The sequence below is a fragment of the Streptomyces sp. C10-9-1 genome (assembly GCF_024497955.1).
GTDB lineage: Bacteria > Actinomycetota > Actinomycetes > Streptomycetales > Streptomycetaceae > Streptomyces > Streptomyces sanyensis.
The window spans coordinates 209,361-221,751 of record NZ_JANHKP010000009.1 but is presented as its reverse complement, the minus strand read 5'-3'; the positions used below and the strand labels follow the sequence as shown (position 1 = coordinate 221,751).

The window sequence follows — 12,391 nt, the reverse complement described above, 5'->3', positions numbered from 1 at the left end:
CGACGCCGGCCCTGTCCGCCCGGCCTTCCCGGCCCCTCAGTCCTCGACGCGCACGGCGAACTCCCCCTCGGCGACCCGGGCCCGCAACCGCTCCCCGGCCGGAGCCCCGTGGGGTGAGCGCACCACCGCCCCGTCCTCCCGCTGGAGCACCGCGTAGCCGCGCTCCAGGGTCGCCGCGGGCGACAGCGACACCACCCGGGCCCGGGTGTGCGCGAGTTCGGACTCCGCCCGGTCCAGCAGATGCCCCAGGACCCGGCGGCCGCGCGCCAGCACCGCCCGCACCTCCTCCTCGCGCTGCTCCACCATCCGCTGCGGATGCTCCATGCACGGGCGGGCCACCGCGTGCGCCAGACCGCGCTCCTCGCGCTCCAGCAGCCCGCGCACCGAGCGCAGCGCCCGCTCCCGCAGCTGCTCCACCCGACGGAGCTCCTCGCCCACGTCCGGGACCGTCTTCTTGGCGGCGTCCGTCGGTGTCGAGGCGCGCACGTCGGCGACCAGGTCCAGCAGCGGTGCGTCCGGCTCGTGGCCGATCGCCGACACCACCGGGGTGGTGCACTCCGCGACGGCGCGCACCAGCTGCTCGTCGGAGAACGGCAGCAGATCCTCCACGCTGCCGCCGCCGCGCGCCACGATGATCACGTCCACCTCCGGATGGGCGTCCAGCTCCTTCACCGCCCCGACCACCTGGGAAACGGCGTGCACGCCCTGCACCGCCACGTTGCGCACCTCGAAGCGCACCTGCGGCCAGCGGCGGCGGGCGTTCTCCAGGACGTCCCGCTCCGCGGCCGAGGCCCGGCCGCACACCAGACCCACCCGGTGGGGCAGGAACGGGAGCGGCCGCTTGCGGTCGGCGGCGAACAGCCCCTCGGCCCCCAGGGACCGCTTCAACTGCTCCAGTCTGGCCAGCAGTTCCCCGATGCCCACCGGCCGTATCTCGGCGGCCCGCAGGGACAGCTGGCCGCGGGGCGCGTACCACTCCGGTTTGGCGAGCACCACCACCCGCGCCCCCTCCGACACCACGTCCGCCACCGTGTCGAAGACCTTCCGGTAGCAGGTGACGCCGACGGAGATGTCGTACGACGGGTCGCGCAGGGTCAGGAAGACGACCCCGGCGCCGGGGCGGCGCGACAACTGGGTGATCTGCCCCTCGACCCACACGGACCCGAGCCGGTCGATCCAGCCGCCGATGAGCCGCGACACCTCGCCGACCGGCAGGGGCGCCTCCGCGGACGTGTTGAGAGCCATGACCGCGAGCGTAGCGGCCGGCTACGACACCCCGGGCCCGTCCTCACCACTCCCGCCGCCCCCACTGCAGCGACAGCACCACCAGCCCCGCCCCCAGCCACACCAGACCCACCAGCTGGGCCGAGCGCGCCGCCTCCAGCACCACCGCCCCCAGCACCACCACTCCCAGGACGGGCACCACCAGATGGCGCCCCCACTGCGGCGGGCCGCCCATCCTCCGCACCACGAACCAGCCCACCACGCTGGCGTGCAGCAGGATGAAGGCGGACAGCGCCCCGACGTCCACGATCGACACCAGATGCTCCAGCCCGTCGTCCAGCTGGGCCGCCGCGACCGCGGCCACCAGCGTCACGGCCGCCGCCGCCAGCAGCGCCACCCGCGGCACCCCCGCGTCCGTCCGCGCCAGCGGCCGGGGCAGCCGCTGCTCCCTCGCCATCGCGAACAGCAGCCGCCCGGCGGCCGCCTGCGCCGCCAGGGCCGCGAAGGCCGCGCCGACCGCCTTGCTCACCGCCACCAGGTCGTGCAGCCAGGTGCCGACCGAGGCGTCCACGGCGTCGTAGAACGCCGTCCCCTGCCCCGCCGGCTCCGCACGGAGCTCCGCCGAGGCCACCGGCATCAGCAGTGCCGCCAGGTACGTCTGCACCACGAACAGCACACCCGCCACCCCGAGGCAGAACAGCACCGCCCGGGCCACCCGGCGCGAGCCGCCCGTCGCCTCCTCGGCGAAGGAGGCGACGGCGTCGAAGCCCAGGTACGACAGGACCGCCACCGACACCGCGCCCAGCACCGCCGCCGTCGAGAAGCCGGTGTCCCCGGTCAGCGGTGTCAGCCAGTCCCGCCGCGCACCCTCGCGCGCCAGCACCGCGGTCGCGGAGACCACGAACACGAGCAGCACCACGATCTCCATCACGAGCACCGCGAAGCCCACCCGGGCCGCCGCCCGCACTCCCCACAGGTTCAGCGCCGTGGTCACCACCACCGCGAGCGCGGTCCACACCCAGCGGTCCACCTGCGGTACCAGCGCCTCCATCGCGATCCCGGAGAACAGATAGGCCACCGCCGGGATCAGCAGGTAGTCCAGCATCGCCATCCACCCGGCGACGAAGCCCGGAGCCTCTCCCAGCCCCTTGCGGGCGTAGGTGAAGACCGAGCCCGCCCGGGGCGCCACCCGGACCATCTGCGCGTAGCTCGAAGCGGTGAACGCCATGGCCACCGTCGCCACCGCGTAGACCAGCGCCACCGCGCCGCCCGACCTGGCGTCCAGCGTGCCGAACACCCCGACCGGGGCCATGGGGGCGATGAACAGCAGACCGTAGACCACCAGGTCGCGGAAGCCGAGCTCCCGGTGCAGCCCGCCCTCCCCGGGGCCGCGGCCGCTGCGGGCCCCCGGCGATCGCCTCATCGCGTCCTCCCAGCGGTGGGTCACGCCCAGTGTGCGGCCGGTGGGCGGCCGGGTGCCTGTTCTGGGCGGCCTTACGATGGGGGGCATGACTGCTGTGCCGCCTGCCCGACGCGTCCTCCTCGCCGCTCCCCGTGGCTACTGCGCGGGCGTCGACCGCGCCGTGATCGCCGTGGAGAAGGCCCTGGAGCAGTACGGGGCGCCCGTCTACGTCCGCCACGAGATCGTCCACAACAAGTACGTCGTCCAGACCCTGGAGAAGAAGGGCGCGATCTTCGTCGAGGAGACCGCCGAGGTCCCCGAGGGCTCGATCGTGATGTTCTCCGCGCACGGCGTCGCGCCGACCGTGCACGCCGAGGCCGCCGAGCGGAAGCTCGCCACCATCGACGCGACCTGCCCGCTGGTCACCAAGGTCCACAAGGAGGCCGTGCGCTTCGCCCAGGAGGACTACGACATCCTCCTGATCGGCCACGAGGGCCACGAGGAGGTCATCGGCACCTCCGGCGAGGCCCCGGACCACATCACCCTCGTCGACGGCCCCGAGGACGTCGCCAAGGTCGAGGTCCGCGACCCCGAGAAGGTCGTCTGGCTGTCCCAGACCACGCTCTCCGTCGACGAGACGATGGAGACCGTCGGCGCGCTGAAGACCAAGTTCCCGGGCCTGGTCTCCCCGCCGAGCGACGACATCTGCTACGCCACCCAGAACCGCCAGATCGCCGTCAAGCAGATGGGCGCCGAGGCCGACCTGGTGATCGTCGTCGGCTCCAGGAACTCCTCGAACTCCGTCCGCCTGGTCGAGGTCGCCCTCGGCGCCGGTGCGGGCGACGCGCACCTGGTGGACTTCGCCGAGGAGATCGACGAGGCGTGGCTCGACGGCGTCTCCACGGTCGGCGTCACCTCCGGTGCCTCCGTGCCCGAGGTGCTGGTCGAGGGCGTCCTGGAATGGCTCTCCCAGCGGGGCTTCGAGGACGTGGAGATCGTCAAGGCGGCCGAGGAGTCCATCACCTTCTCCCTGCCCAAGGAGCTCCGCCGCGACCTGCGCGAGGAGGCCACCCGCCTCCTGCGCGGCTGACCCCCGGAGCGGCGGCGGTGCGCGGGCCCGAGGGCTCCGCGCGCCGCCGCCCTCGCGTCTGCGGCCCCCGTCCGGCCGACGCACCCGCGGAGGTGCCGCGCGGGCTCGGGCCACGGGGCACGGCGAGCGCGTCCGGCCGACGCACCCGCGGAGGCTGCGCCGTCCCGGCGGTCACCGTCAGCCCCAGCCCGTAACGTTGGGTCCATGAACGTCTTCGGAGTGGACATCGGCGGATCCGGGATCAAGGGCGCTCCCGTGGACCTGCAACGGGGCGCCCTGGCCGAGGAGCGCCACAAGGTCCTCACGCCGCACCCGGCGACGCCGGAGTCGGTCGCGGACGGCGTCGCCGAGGTGGTCGGCCACTTCGGCTGGGCCGGCCCGATCGGCATCACCTTCCCCGGCGTCGTCACCGGCGGCATCACGCGCACCGCGGCCAACGTCGACAAGGGCTGGGTCGGCCGCGACGCGGCCCGGCTGCTCGGCGACCGGCTCGGCGGCCTGCCCGTCACGATCCTCAACGACGCCGACGCGGCGGGCATCGCCGAGATGACCTTCGGCGCGGGCAAGGGCCGCGAGGGCACCGTCATCCTGCTGACCCTCGGCACCGGCATCGGCAGCGCCGTCTTCACCGGCGGCCACCTCGTGCCCAACACCGAACTCGGCCACCTCGAACTCCACGGCCACGACGCCGAGAAGCGCGCCTCCACCAAGGCCAAGGAGGACCACGACCTGAGCTGGGCGCACTGGGCGCGCAGGCTCGGCAAGTACCTGGCCCATGTGGAGATGCTCTTCTCACCGGAGCTCTTCGTCCTCGGCGGCGGCGTCAGCCGCAAGGCCGAGAAGTTCGTCCCGCTGATCGAGGACGTGCGCGCGGAGATCGTCCCGGCGCAGCTGCAGAACAACGCGGGCATCGTCGGCGCGGGCATGGCCGCCGCCGGCCGCTGACGGCGGGCGCCGCTCCGCCGCCCGCCGGGGCCCGCGCGCGCCGCCGTCAGTGGCGGCGGGCGCCGGCCCCCGCCGCGCTGCCGTCCCCCGCGGGCCCGTCAGGGGCCCCGGGGCGGGCCCGGCGCCTGCGCCGGGTCATCACCCGGGCCTTGCGCACACAGGTGATCAGCCCGGCCACCAGCGTCCCCCCGTACAGCCAGCCCGCGTACACGGCGAGGGACGTCACCACCGCCATGGTCTGGCCGCCGAAGCCGCCCTCGCCGCCCGAGATCGGCACGATGCCGACGGTGAACGCGATCGGGACGATGACCGGCGCCATCACCAGGTCCGCCTCCCGTACCCACAGCGCGGTCAGCGCGCTGACCGGCAGGAACAGCACCCCGTAGACCACGGCGGAGCCGTCCAGGAGCAGCAGGGCGAGGAAGCCCACCACCAGCATCACGGCGCTCGCGAACAGCCCGGCGCCCAGGCCGGTCAGCCGGGGCGAGGGCAGTCGGCGCACCGCGGCGACCAGCGGCGGGGCGGGCCGGGTGCCGCCGGGCCTCCGGTCCGGCAGGGGGCGGACGGTCACACCGTCGAGGCGCGGTCCGCCCCGGGCGGCGGCCGGTCCCTTCGAGGGGCCCTGCGTGCGCTGCTGGCCCCGGCGGGCCTCCGGGCGGCGTGTCCTGTGCTGCTCCACCCCCACAACGTAGGTCTCCCGATGCCGCCGCACAGGTACCAGACACGCCCTTTGGCCGACCTTGGCCGTGCGTTCGACCGAGGGCGGGCGTCGATGGCCGCTCCGGGCCGCCCGTAAACTGGTGGATCGGCCCACCCGCCGCGGTCCCCGAGGGGCCCGCGGTCCCCGACCACCCTCCACTCAGGAAGTCGCCAACGTGTCGCTCACGATCGGAATCGTCGGCCTGCCGAATGTCGGCAAGTCGACCCTGTTCAACGCCCTGACCAAGAACGACGTGCTGGCGGCCAACTACCCGTTCGCCACCATCGAGCCGAACGTCGGCGTGGTCGGCGTGCCCGACGCCCGCCTCGCCAAGCTGGCCGAGATCTTCTCCTCGCAGCGGATGCTCCCCGCCACGGTCGACTTCGTCGACATCGCGGGCATCGTCCGGGGCGCGAGCGAGGGCGAGGGCCTGGGCAACAAGTTCCTGGCGAACATCCGCGAGTCCGACGCCATCTGCCAGGTGATCCGCGCCTTCGAGGACGAGAACGTCGTGCACGTCGACGGCAAGGTCTCGCCCGGGGACGACATCGAGACGATCAACACCGAGCTGATCCTCGCCGACCTCCAGACCATCGAGAAGGTGCTCCCGCGCCTGGCGAAGGAGGCGCGGATCAAGAAGGACGTCGCCCCCAAGGTCGCCGCCGTCGAGGCCGCGAAGGAGATCCTGGAGCGTGGCGACACCCTGTTCTCCCAGGGCATCGTCCAGGGCTCCGAGAAGGCCGAGCTCCTGCACGACCTCCACCTGCTGACCACCAAGCCCTTCCTCTACGTCTTCAACGTCGACGAGGACGAGCTGACCGACGAGGCGTTCAAGGCCGAGCAGCGCGCCCTGGTCGCCCCGGCCGAGGCGATCTTCCTCAACGCCAAGCTGGAGGCGGACCTCGCCGAACTCGACGAGGAGGACGCCACGGAGCTCCTCCAGTCCGTCGGCGCCGAGGAGCCCGGTCTGACCACCCTCGCCCGTGTCGGCTTCGCCACCCTCGGCCTGCAGACCTACCTGACGGCGGGCCCCAAGGAGTCCCGCGCCTGGACGATCAAGAAGGGCGCCACGGCCCCCGAGGCAGCCGGTGTGATCCACACCGACTTCCAGAAGGGCTTCATCAAGGCCGAGGTCATCTCCTTCGAGGACCTCGTCGCCACCGGCTCCGTCGCCGACGCCCGCGCCCAGGGCAAGGCCCGCATGGAGGGCAAGGAGTACGTGATGCAGGACGGGGACGTAGTGGAGTTCCGTTTCAACGTCTGACGAATCGTCAATAACTGTGCCCGGCAAGCTTGTTGGTGGGTCGGGCACAGTTCTGTCCGCAGGGAGTCCTGTGCCCCTGGGATAGCGGCAGGTCTGGTCGGCGTGAGACTGCCTCAGACCTTGACGACCTCCACGGAAGGGCCGCACAGGAGTGTCAGGTCCTCGGGGTCGGACGTGAGGACGGTCACCGGCCGGGGTGCGTTGCGGGCGATGACGGCGAAGGTGGCATCGATGGCGTACTTGTGGCCGTGGAGGTGATGGGCGCGCAGAAGCGCGGCGGCCTGGTCGGTGATCTCCTTGGTGACGTCGTGAACGTCGACGCGGGAGAGGACCCACTTGATGCGGGCCGGGTGGATCCGCTCGTAGTCGGCCTCAAGGGTGGTCATGGCGCTGGTGGCAACACGGATGCCCTCCTCTGATGCCGCCTGGATCAGAGCCGTGACGGTGCGGTCTTTGCGGTAGAGCTTGGAGAGTCCTTCGCTGTCGAGCAGGAGGGTGCCGGGCATCAGGCGGCGGCACCGCCGGCCTGGCGGTGGTCGTGGCGCAGTAGCGCGCGGGCGGCCTCGACCTCCTCGTGGGTGAGCTCGTCATTGTCGGTCTCGAAGTCGGCGACGATCTCCCGGAGCTTGTCCATGGCGACCCGCTGTTCGAGGGCCTCGGCGACGTAGGCGGAGAAACCGCCGGGTCCGACGTGAGCGCGTACGGCCTCGGCGAGGTCCTCGGGCAGGCTGATCGAATACTTCCTGCTACTACTCATGGTGCCGATCCTACCGGTGGTCGTAAGCCTTCGCGGGGTGAAAGGTCCCATGGGCGGACCGGCGCCAGGAGGTCAGCGGGGAGGCGCGATCAACGTTCTACGGGCCGGGCTGGTCCGTGGCGAAGCCCAACCGGCTCAGCGAGAAGCCACCCCCTTCAGGGGGTGGAGGAGTCACCAGGGATCGCAGGCGCCGCTGAATCGGGCGGCGCACACTGAAGTGAGTGCGATCCGCTCCGCGAGGTGATGCCGATGAGCCGCATCCTCTCTACCGGTTACGCCTTTCTCCTGGCACTGGCAGTGGCACTCACGGGGATGAGTGGCTGTGGCTCCTCGGGTGAGGAGAAGACGGTGGAAACGGGTCCGACAGTCACGACGACCCAGACCGTCACCGCAGAGCCAACACCCACTCCCACGCCGCCTCCCGCTCTGCCGAAGCCGACTGCAACTCCCACTGCTGACGCGGCCTTCACTGTCGAGGGATACTTCGCGGCCATCAACGCGCGCGACTATCGACGAGCGTGGGACCTCGGAGGCAAGAATCTTGGTGGCTCTTACGAGTCCTTCCAGGCAGGCTTTGCCGACACCGTCTAGGACACCGTCCGCATCGTCGATGTCCACGACGGCACGGTCACGGTCACGCTCGACGCCCTGCAGATGGATGGGACCGTGCGTTCCTTCGAGGGCACGTACGCGGTCAGGAACGGGGTGATAGTCGACGCTGACGTACGGCCGGCAGTGAGCCCGAAGCCGGAGAGCGCAGCGCCGACAGCGTCGAAGGACACCAACCGCTCTTATCCCCCGGGTCCTCCCGCGGGCGTTCCCGACGTCGACTGCTCAGACCTTCGTGGTCCCGTCTGGGTCGGCCCCTCCGACCCCCACCGCCTCGACCGCGACGGTGATGGCATCGGCTGCGAACTCGACTGAAGCCCCGGACGCTGTGGGTAGCGTCTGGCGTATAGGGACCTCACGTGGCCGCAGCGGCCCGGTACCTGGAACTACGGACGTGACCAGCCGTCGGCGAAGTCGCACCGGAGGTCGGTCCAGCGGCGCTGCTCGCCGGGGGTGTAAGGGGGGTGGTCGCGGAGGTGGGCGAGGGCCTGGACCCATTGGTCCCAGAGACCGTCAGGCTGGGTGAAGCGGGCCGCGTGGTGGGTGCAGAGGTGGGCGTCGAGGCGGAGGAGGGCGCCGAGGGCCGCGGGCTGGTCGTAGCGGAGGTCGGTGCGGGGGAGGTAGCGGTCGAGGTAGGCGGTGAGGATCTCGGCGTCCGCGTGGGTGCCGAAGCGGGCCAGGGCGAAGCAGTAGGCGCTGCCCGAGAAGCAGACCTCGCTGGCCAGAAGCAGGTCGCCGATGCGTTCGCGGAACCGTTCGCGGCGGTCGACGCCGATCAGCCATGCGGCGGTGAGGCGCGAGCGCCACTCGTAGCCGAGAAGGGCTTCCAACTCGGCATCGGTGATCGTGGCCGCGTCGTCGATGAGGTGATGGGCGAAACGTTCGCCGTGAGGCCACTCGGGCCGCAGGAATCGACCACTTTTCAGGACGAGGTAGCGCGCGTGGCCCGAGTCCTTCCTTGCCGCGTAGCGCTCGATCACGTAGCCGTAGCCGACCTCCTCGGGGTGCTGGAACGGCATCGGTCACCTCTCCGGGTACAGGTCGGTACGGTCGATCCAAGTGGGGGCGACGAAGATGTTGTCGTCGACGGGGGCTGCGGAGGCTTCCAGCAGGGACCAGGTGCGAGACTCCTCGACCAGGTGCTCCCAGGGCGCGGTCCAGTCGAGTTCCCAGTCCAGGCCGGGGTCGGAGACGCCGTACGTGCCGCAGGCGTCCACGCGCCAGAACTGGGAGTAGAGGATCACCTGGGCGTGGTCGGAGAGGTCGTTGATGATCCCGGTGAAGTGGGTCGAGGGCCAGCCAGGGGCGTCGTCCGCGGTGGCGGCTCGTAGGCGTGCGGTGAGCGGTGGGACGACGGAGTTGCGTGCTCCGAGTTCAGTCAGGGCCCAGCGGATGCCGACGGGCTCGGTCCAGTCTGGTGGGGTCGCCCGTTCCAGGCAGGCGCGGTAGGCGTGGCGCAGGGGCTCGATGGCGCCGTCGATCTCCAGGCTCGCCAGGGCCATGGCCGCCCATTCGCGGACGGTCGGGTTGTCGCTGTCCAGCAGGCCGATGAGAGCGGGGCCGCAACGGGGATCGCCCACCTCCTCGAAGACCTCGATGGCGGTCAGCTGGCCGAAGCCGCCGAGGGAAAGCAGGCCGTTGATGACGGCGGGTATGGCGTCGGCGCCGATCCAGATCAGCTCCGCACGGGCGTCGTAGGACTCCTCGGCCTTGCCGTCGAGCTGCTGGACGAGTGTCTTGATGTGGGAGGTCATGACGCGGAGTGGCCCCGGCGCCAGAAAGTGGGGAGCCACCAGCAGAGAACCGAGCTGTCGTCGGGCCACGGGGCGCTGTTCTCGGCTGCCCAGTCCTCGAAGGAGTCCCGGGTCAGATCGATGGTGCGCCAGGCGGGGTCGAGCGTCTCGTCTTCGGCCGGCGGGCGGACGAACCGGCGGCCGTGCTCGTCGCAGGCGCCGAAGTCCTGGTAGTTCCGCTGGGCCTCAATCAAGGAGACCTTGTTCGCGCCGCCGCCCATGGTCGGCCAGCGGAACTGGACGCCGTCGTCCTCCCAGAAGCAGACGGGGCAGATTTCGTACGAGCCGGGCATCTCGCCCAGCACGCGGTGCCCGCAGCACGGGCAGGGGTAGGAGTCGCTCACCTGCGCAGTCTCGTCGCAGGCCCCGCCGGTGGGCCAGGGATTTCGCCGCCTCGGAGCCCCCGGCCAGTCCGCAGCCAGTCCGCGGGACACTCGTAAACGGCCGTCGGGAGCCAACGCATGCCAACCGGGAAATCCCAGGTCAGAGCCCTAGAGGGGTCTCCGCCGCAGCTCAGGATCAGTCCGCAGACATTCCGCTTCAACGTCCAATCGCGTATCCAGACGCGGCCTGACCTGCGAGGATGCAGGTCAGGCCCTTCTGTTCCGCAACAGTCCGCAGAACTGGGAGCAGCTACGTGCCGTAGACCGTGGAGCGGTGTCCGATGTGTACGGCCCACACCACCAGCTCCCCGTTGTCGATCGTGTACACGACACGGTAGTCGCCGACCCGTAGGCGGCGGCGCTCGGGCTGGGATACGAGTGCCGTGGTGTTGAAGCCGAAGGGGTCGCTCTCCAGCTCTGTCAGTTTGGCCAGGATGCGGAGCGCCATGTCACGCGGGATCTTGCGCAGCTCGGCCTGGGCCTCGGGCCGGAACACCGTGCGATAGTCACTCACCGCGTGCCAGCGTCTCCCTCATCACGTCCTCGATCGGGACGCCGGCGGCCGGGCTCGCCATGCGCTCGTCGATGATGCGGTTGATCTCACGCTCTTCCCACTCCTGGTACTTGCGCAGCACCTCGATCGAGACCACGGCGGCGACCTGCTTTCCGCGACGGGTGATGACAGTGGGCACGTCGTCGCGGTCGGCCCGTTCGACGACTTCGGCCAAGTGGGCGCGTACGTCGCGAATGGACTCTATGGGCAGCGGCTGAGTCATGCCTCAAAGGTACCGAGTGTCCCATGTGTACACAACGTGATCGCGTGCACTCGTCGCCGATGTTCGAAGCCAACGGCTGCGACGGCGGGCCGGGCAATGTCGGGTACGCGCTGGTCAGGGCGTTGTGCGTGGCTCCGCCGCAGGTCAGGGTCGGGGCTCGGGCATTCCGCTTCACCGTGTGACCGCACTGCCGGAGAGGGCCTGACCTGCGGGAACGTCGGTGAGGCCGTTCCGCTGTCCGCAACGGTCCGCAGAACGGTTCGACCTGACCCGGCTGCGTCGTGCATGCGGACCGCGGCGGCGAACCGGACTCGACCGGCCAGTCGCAACACCGGGGTCGTGGTCGATGGCACATGTTCGTTCGGGCTCCTCGACGTTCGCATGTATCGCGGTGCGCAGGGACGCTGCGGCCGTGCTGCGGTCGTCTCGACGCCGTTTCCTCGAAGGCCCGGCGTCGAGCCGTCGGCGGAGGTTTTGACGCATTGACGCACTGTTTGCGTCAGGCCATGGTCGGGGCGCGCTCTTCCCTACGCCCGCTCCCCATGCCGAGGAGCGGCGTGTTCTCGGTGGGATCGAAGACCTTCGCCGCTCGGCTCCCGACGGCCGGTGCGCATGGGAAGGCGCGGAGTCGTCCCCGGCGGCTCGGGGGCGGTTAAATGCTCAGGTGGTGAACTGGGCGCGGATGTACGACTGCCACGGGGACGTCGATCGCGTCCCCGAGCTCTTGGCGCGCGTCGAGCGCGAGGACGACGCAGGGGCATGGGACGAGCTGGGCTACCGGCTGGTCCTTGAGCGCGACGTGGTGTTCCCCGCCAGCTTCGCCGCACTGCCGCGTCTGGTGCGTCTCGCGTCGCGGAGCGCGCGGGCGCGCGGGCTGGCCGGTGCGATCCTGCGGTGCGCGGCAGGGGGCCACGGGTGCGACGATCTGCTGGCGGGCTGCGCCGACGCGATCGCGGAGTTCCGTGAGCTGCTGGATCAGCACCTGCGGTCGCGGCCGGGCGACTACTTCACGACGTTCCTCTCCTTGCTCGCGGCGGAGGAGCAGTACCACTGGAGTGCGGTCCTGGGGGACTTCTCGGATGACTTCTACCAGGTCACCTGCCCTCACTGCGCTGTGGAGGTGACGATCGCCATCGGCGATCACGGGCGCTACTCGGCGATCCGGGACTGGCACCTCGGTGACGTGGACCGCCGAGGACTCAGGCCGGCGTCCCCGGAAAGCCTTTCGGGCATCGGTCGACGGATGCATGAGACTGCACTCCGTGATGGGGAAGCCGTGCTCGCCGACGGGATCGCCCATCTCTTCGGCCACGCCGAATGTCCCTGCTGTGCCAGCGTCTTCAGCATCGCGGATGAGTACGCGTCCGCCCATCGCCCCGTCATGTGAGCGGTGTGCCGGGGGCGATCGGCTCTCGCCGCGCTCCCGGCTGGTTGTGCGGGAACAGTCA

15 protein-coding genes are annotated in these 12,391 nt (G+C 71.0%); 5 read left to right on the top strand and 10 right to left on the bottom strand.

The genetic code is table 11. The features are described 5' to 3' along the window. Nucleotides 1-36: 36 nt before the first annotated feature. Both xseA and NPS70_RS15160 read right to left on the bottom strand, forming a co-directional pair. Nucleotides 37-1,245: an exodeoxyribonuclease VII large subunit gene (xseA, locus tag NPS70_RS15165; protein ID WP_256524760.1), complete on the bottom strand. Its 1,209-nt coding sequence runs from the start codon at nucleotides 1,243-1,245 to the stop codon at nucleotides 37-39. A 43-nt stretch (nucleotides 1,246-1,288) separates the two neighbouring features. After that, nucleotides 1,289-2,647, bottom strand: coding sequence for an APC family permease (locus NPS70_RS15160; protein ID WP_256524759.1), 1,359 nt, complete (start codon nucleotides 2,645-2,647; stop codon nucleotides 1,289-1,291). A gap of 76 nt (nucleotides 2,648-2,723) precedes the next feature. Here NPS70_RS15160 and NPS70_RS15155 point away from each other — a divergent pair, with 76 nt between their 5' ends. Both NPS70_RS15155 and ppgK read left to right on the top strand, forming a co-directional pair. Then, nucleotides 2,724-3,716, top strand: a complete 993-nt coding sequence (locus NPS70_RS15155) for a 4-hydroxy-3-methylbut-2-enyl diphosphate reductase (protein ID WP_374212004.1) — start codon at nucleotides 2,724-2,726, stop codon at nucleotides 3,714-3,716. A 204-nt stretch (nucleotides 3,717-3,920) separates the two neighbouring features. Further along, the gene (gene ppgK / locus NPS70_RS15150) at nucleotides 3,921-4,661 is read left to right on the top strand and encodes a polyphosphate--glucose phosphotransferase (protein WP_256524757.1); all 741 of its coding nucleotides are present in this window, start codon (nucleotides 3,921-3,923) and stop codon (nucleotides 4,659-4,661) included. A gap of 46 nt (nucleotides 4,662-4,707) precedes the next feature. Here the strand turns inward: ppgK and NPS70_RS15145 are convergent, their stop codons facing one another. Next, nucleotides 4,708-5,340, bottom strand: a complete 633-nt coding sequence (locus NPS70_RS15145; protein WP_374212003.1) for a DUF6542 domain-containing protein — start codon at nucleotides 5,338-5,340, stop codon at nucleotides 4,708-4,710. Between the two features lie 196 nt (nucleotides 5,341-5,536). Between NPS70_RS15145 and ychF the strand changes: the two genes are divergently transcribed. Continuing rightward, on the top strand, nucleotides 5,537-6,625 hold the full coding sequence (gene ychF, locus NPS70_RS15140; protein WP_256524756.1) for a redox-regulated ATPase YchF: 1,089 nt from the start codon (nucleotides 5,537-5,539) through the stop codon (nucleotides 6,623-6,625). Between the two features lie 113 nt (nucleotides 6,626-6,738). Here the strand turns inward: ychF and NPS70_RS15135 are convergent, their stop codons facing one another. Next, nucleotides 6,739-7,131 (bottom strand): DNA-binding protein, encoded by a 393-nt coding sequence (locus NPS70_RS15135; protein WP_256524755.1) that lies wholly within the window; start codon nucleotides 7,129-7,131, stop codon nucleotides 6,739-6,741. Then, nucleotides 7,131-7,382, bottom strand: coding sequence for a hypothetical protein (locus NPS70_RS15130; protein WP_256524754.1), 252 nt, complete (start codon nucleotides 7,380-7,382; stop codon nucleotides 7,131-7,133). Before NPS70_RS15130 ends, NPS70_RS15135 begins: the two co-directional genes overlap by 1 nt. A gap of 249 nt (nucleotides 7,383-7,631) precedes the next feature. Here NPS70_RS15130 and NPS70_RS15125 point away from each other — a divergent pair, with 249 nt between their 5' ends. Further along, the gene (locus NPS70_RS15125; RefSeq protein ID WP_256524753.1) at nucleotides 7,632-7,973 is read left to right on the top strand and encodes a hypothetical protein; all 342 of its coding nucleotides are present in this window, start codon (nucleotides 7,632-7,634) and stop codon (nucleotides 7,971-7,973) included. Between the two features lie 404 nt (nucleotides 7,974-8,377). Here the strand turns inward: NPS70_RS15125 and NPS70_RS15115 are convergent, their stop codons facing one another. The 5 genes from NPS70_RS15115 to NPS70_RS15095 form a co-directional block, all read right to left on the bottom strand. Then, the gene (locus NPS70_RS15115; RefSeq protein ID WP_256524751.1) at nucleotides 8,378-9,010 is read right to left on the bottom strand and encodes a DUF6000 family protein; all 633 of its coding nucleotides are present in this window, start codon (nucleotides 9,008-9,010) and stop codon (nucleotides 8,378-8,380) included. Between the two features lie 3 nt (nucleotides 9,011-9,013). After that, nucleotides 9,014-9,745, bottom strand: coding sequence for a HEAT repeat domain-containing protein (locus NPS70_RS15110; RefSeq protein WP_256524750.1), 732 nt, complete (start codon nucleotides 9,743-9,745; stop codon nucleotides 9,014-9,016). Then, nucleotides 9,742-10,128, bottom strand: coding sequence for a CPCC family cysteine-rich protein (locus NPS70_RS15105; RefSeq protein WP_256524749.1), 387 nt, complete (start codon nucleotides 10,126-10,128; stop codon nucleotides 9,742-9,744). The genes NPS70_RS15110 and NPS70_RS15105 overlap by 4 nt, the downstream gene beginning before the upstream one ends. A gap of 289 nt (nucleotides 10,129-10,417) precedes the next feature. Next, nucleotides 10,418-10,681: a type II toxin-antitoxin system RelE/ParE family toxin gene (locus NPS70_RS15100; protein ID WP_256524748.1), complete on the bottom strand. Its 264-nt coding sequence runs from the start codon at nucleotides 10,679-10,681 to the stop codon at nucleotides 10,418-10,420. Continuing rightward, on the bottom strand, nucleotides 10,674-10,943 hold the full coding sequence (locus NPS70_RS15095) for a type II toxin-antitoxin system Phd/YefM family antitoxin (RefSeq protein WP_256524747.1): 270 nt from the start codon (nucleotides 10,941-10,943) through the stop codon (nucleotides 10,674-10,676). The genes NPS70_RS15100 and NPS70_RS15095 overlap by 8 nt, the downstream gene beginning before the upstream one ends. A 664-nt stretch (nucleotides 10,944-11,607) precedes the next feature. On the opposite strand from NPS70_RS15095, the gene NPS70_RS15090 reads away from it, so the two are divergent. After that, complete coding sequence (locus NPS70_RS15090; protein WP_256524746.1) at nucleotides 11,608-12,330, top strand: hypothetical protein; 723 nt, start codon at nucleotides 11,608-11,610, stop codon at nucleotides 12,328-12,330. The last annotated feature ends 61 nt before the right edge of the window (nucleotides 12,331-12,391 follow it).

Excerpts from the sequence above, each read along its gene's own strand:
- NPS70_RS15130 (WP_256524754.1), bottom strand. The coding sequence starts at position 7,382 with ATGAGTAGTAGCAGGAAGTATTCGATCAGCCTGCCCGAGGACCTCGCC.
- NPS70_RS15095 (WP_256524747.1), bottom strand. The coding sequence starts at position 10,943 with ATGACTCAGCCGCTGCCCATAGAGTCCATTCGCGACGTACGCGCCCAC.
- NPS70_RS15135 (WP_256524755.1), bottom strand. The coding sequence starts at position 7,131 with ATGCCCGGCACCCTCCTGCTCGACAGCGAAGGACTCTCCAAGCTCTAC.
- ppgK (WP_256524757.1), top strand. The coding sequence starts at position 3,921 with ATGAACGTCTTCGGAGTGGACATCGGCGGATCCGGGATCAAGGGCGCT.
- NPS70_RS15125 (WP_256524753.1), top strand. The coding sequence starts at position 7,632 with ATGAGCCGCATCCTCTCTACCGGTTACGCCTTTCTCCTGGCACTGGCA.
- NPS70_RS15160 (WP_256524759.1), bottom strand. The coding sequence starts at position 2,647 with ATGAGGCGATCGCCGGGGGCCCGCAGCGGCCGCGGCCCCGGGGAGGGC.
- NPS70_RS15110 (WP_256524750.1), bottom strand. The coding sequence starts at position 9,745 with ATGACCTCCCACATCAAGACACTCGTCCAGCAGCTCGACGGCAAGGCC.
- NPS70_RS15115 (WP_256524751.1), bottom strand. The coding sequence starts at position 9,010 with ATGCCGTTCCAGCACCCCGAGGAGGTCGGCTACGGCTACGTGATCGAG.
- xseA (WP_256524760.1), bottom strand. The coding sequence starts at position 1,245 with ATGGCTCTCAACACGTCCGCGGAGGCGCCCCTGCCGGTCGGCGAGGTG.
- NPS70_RS15155 (WP_374212004.1), top strand. The coding sequence starts at position 2,724 with ATGGGGGGCATGACTGCTGTGCCGCCTGCCCGACGCGTCCTCCTCGCC.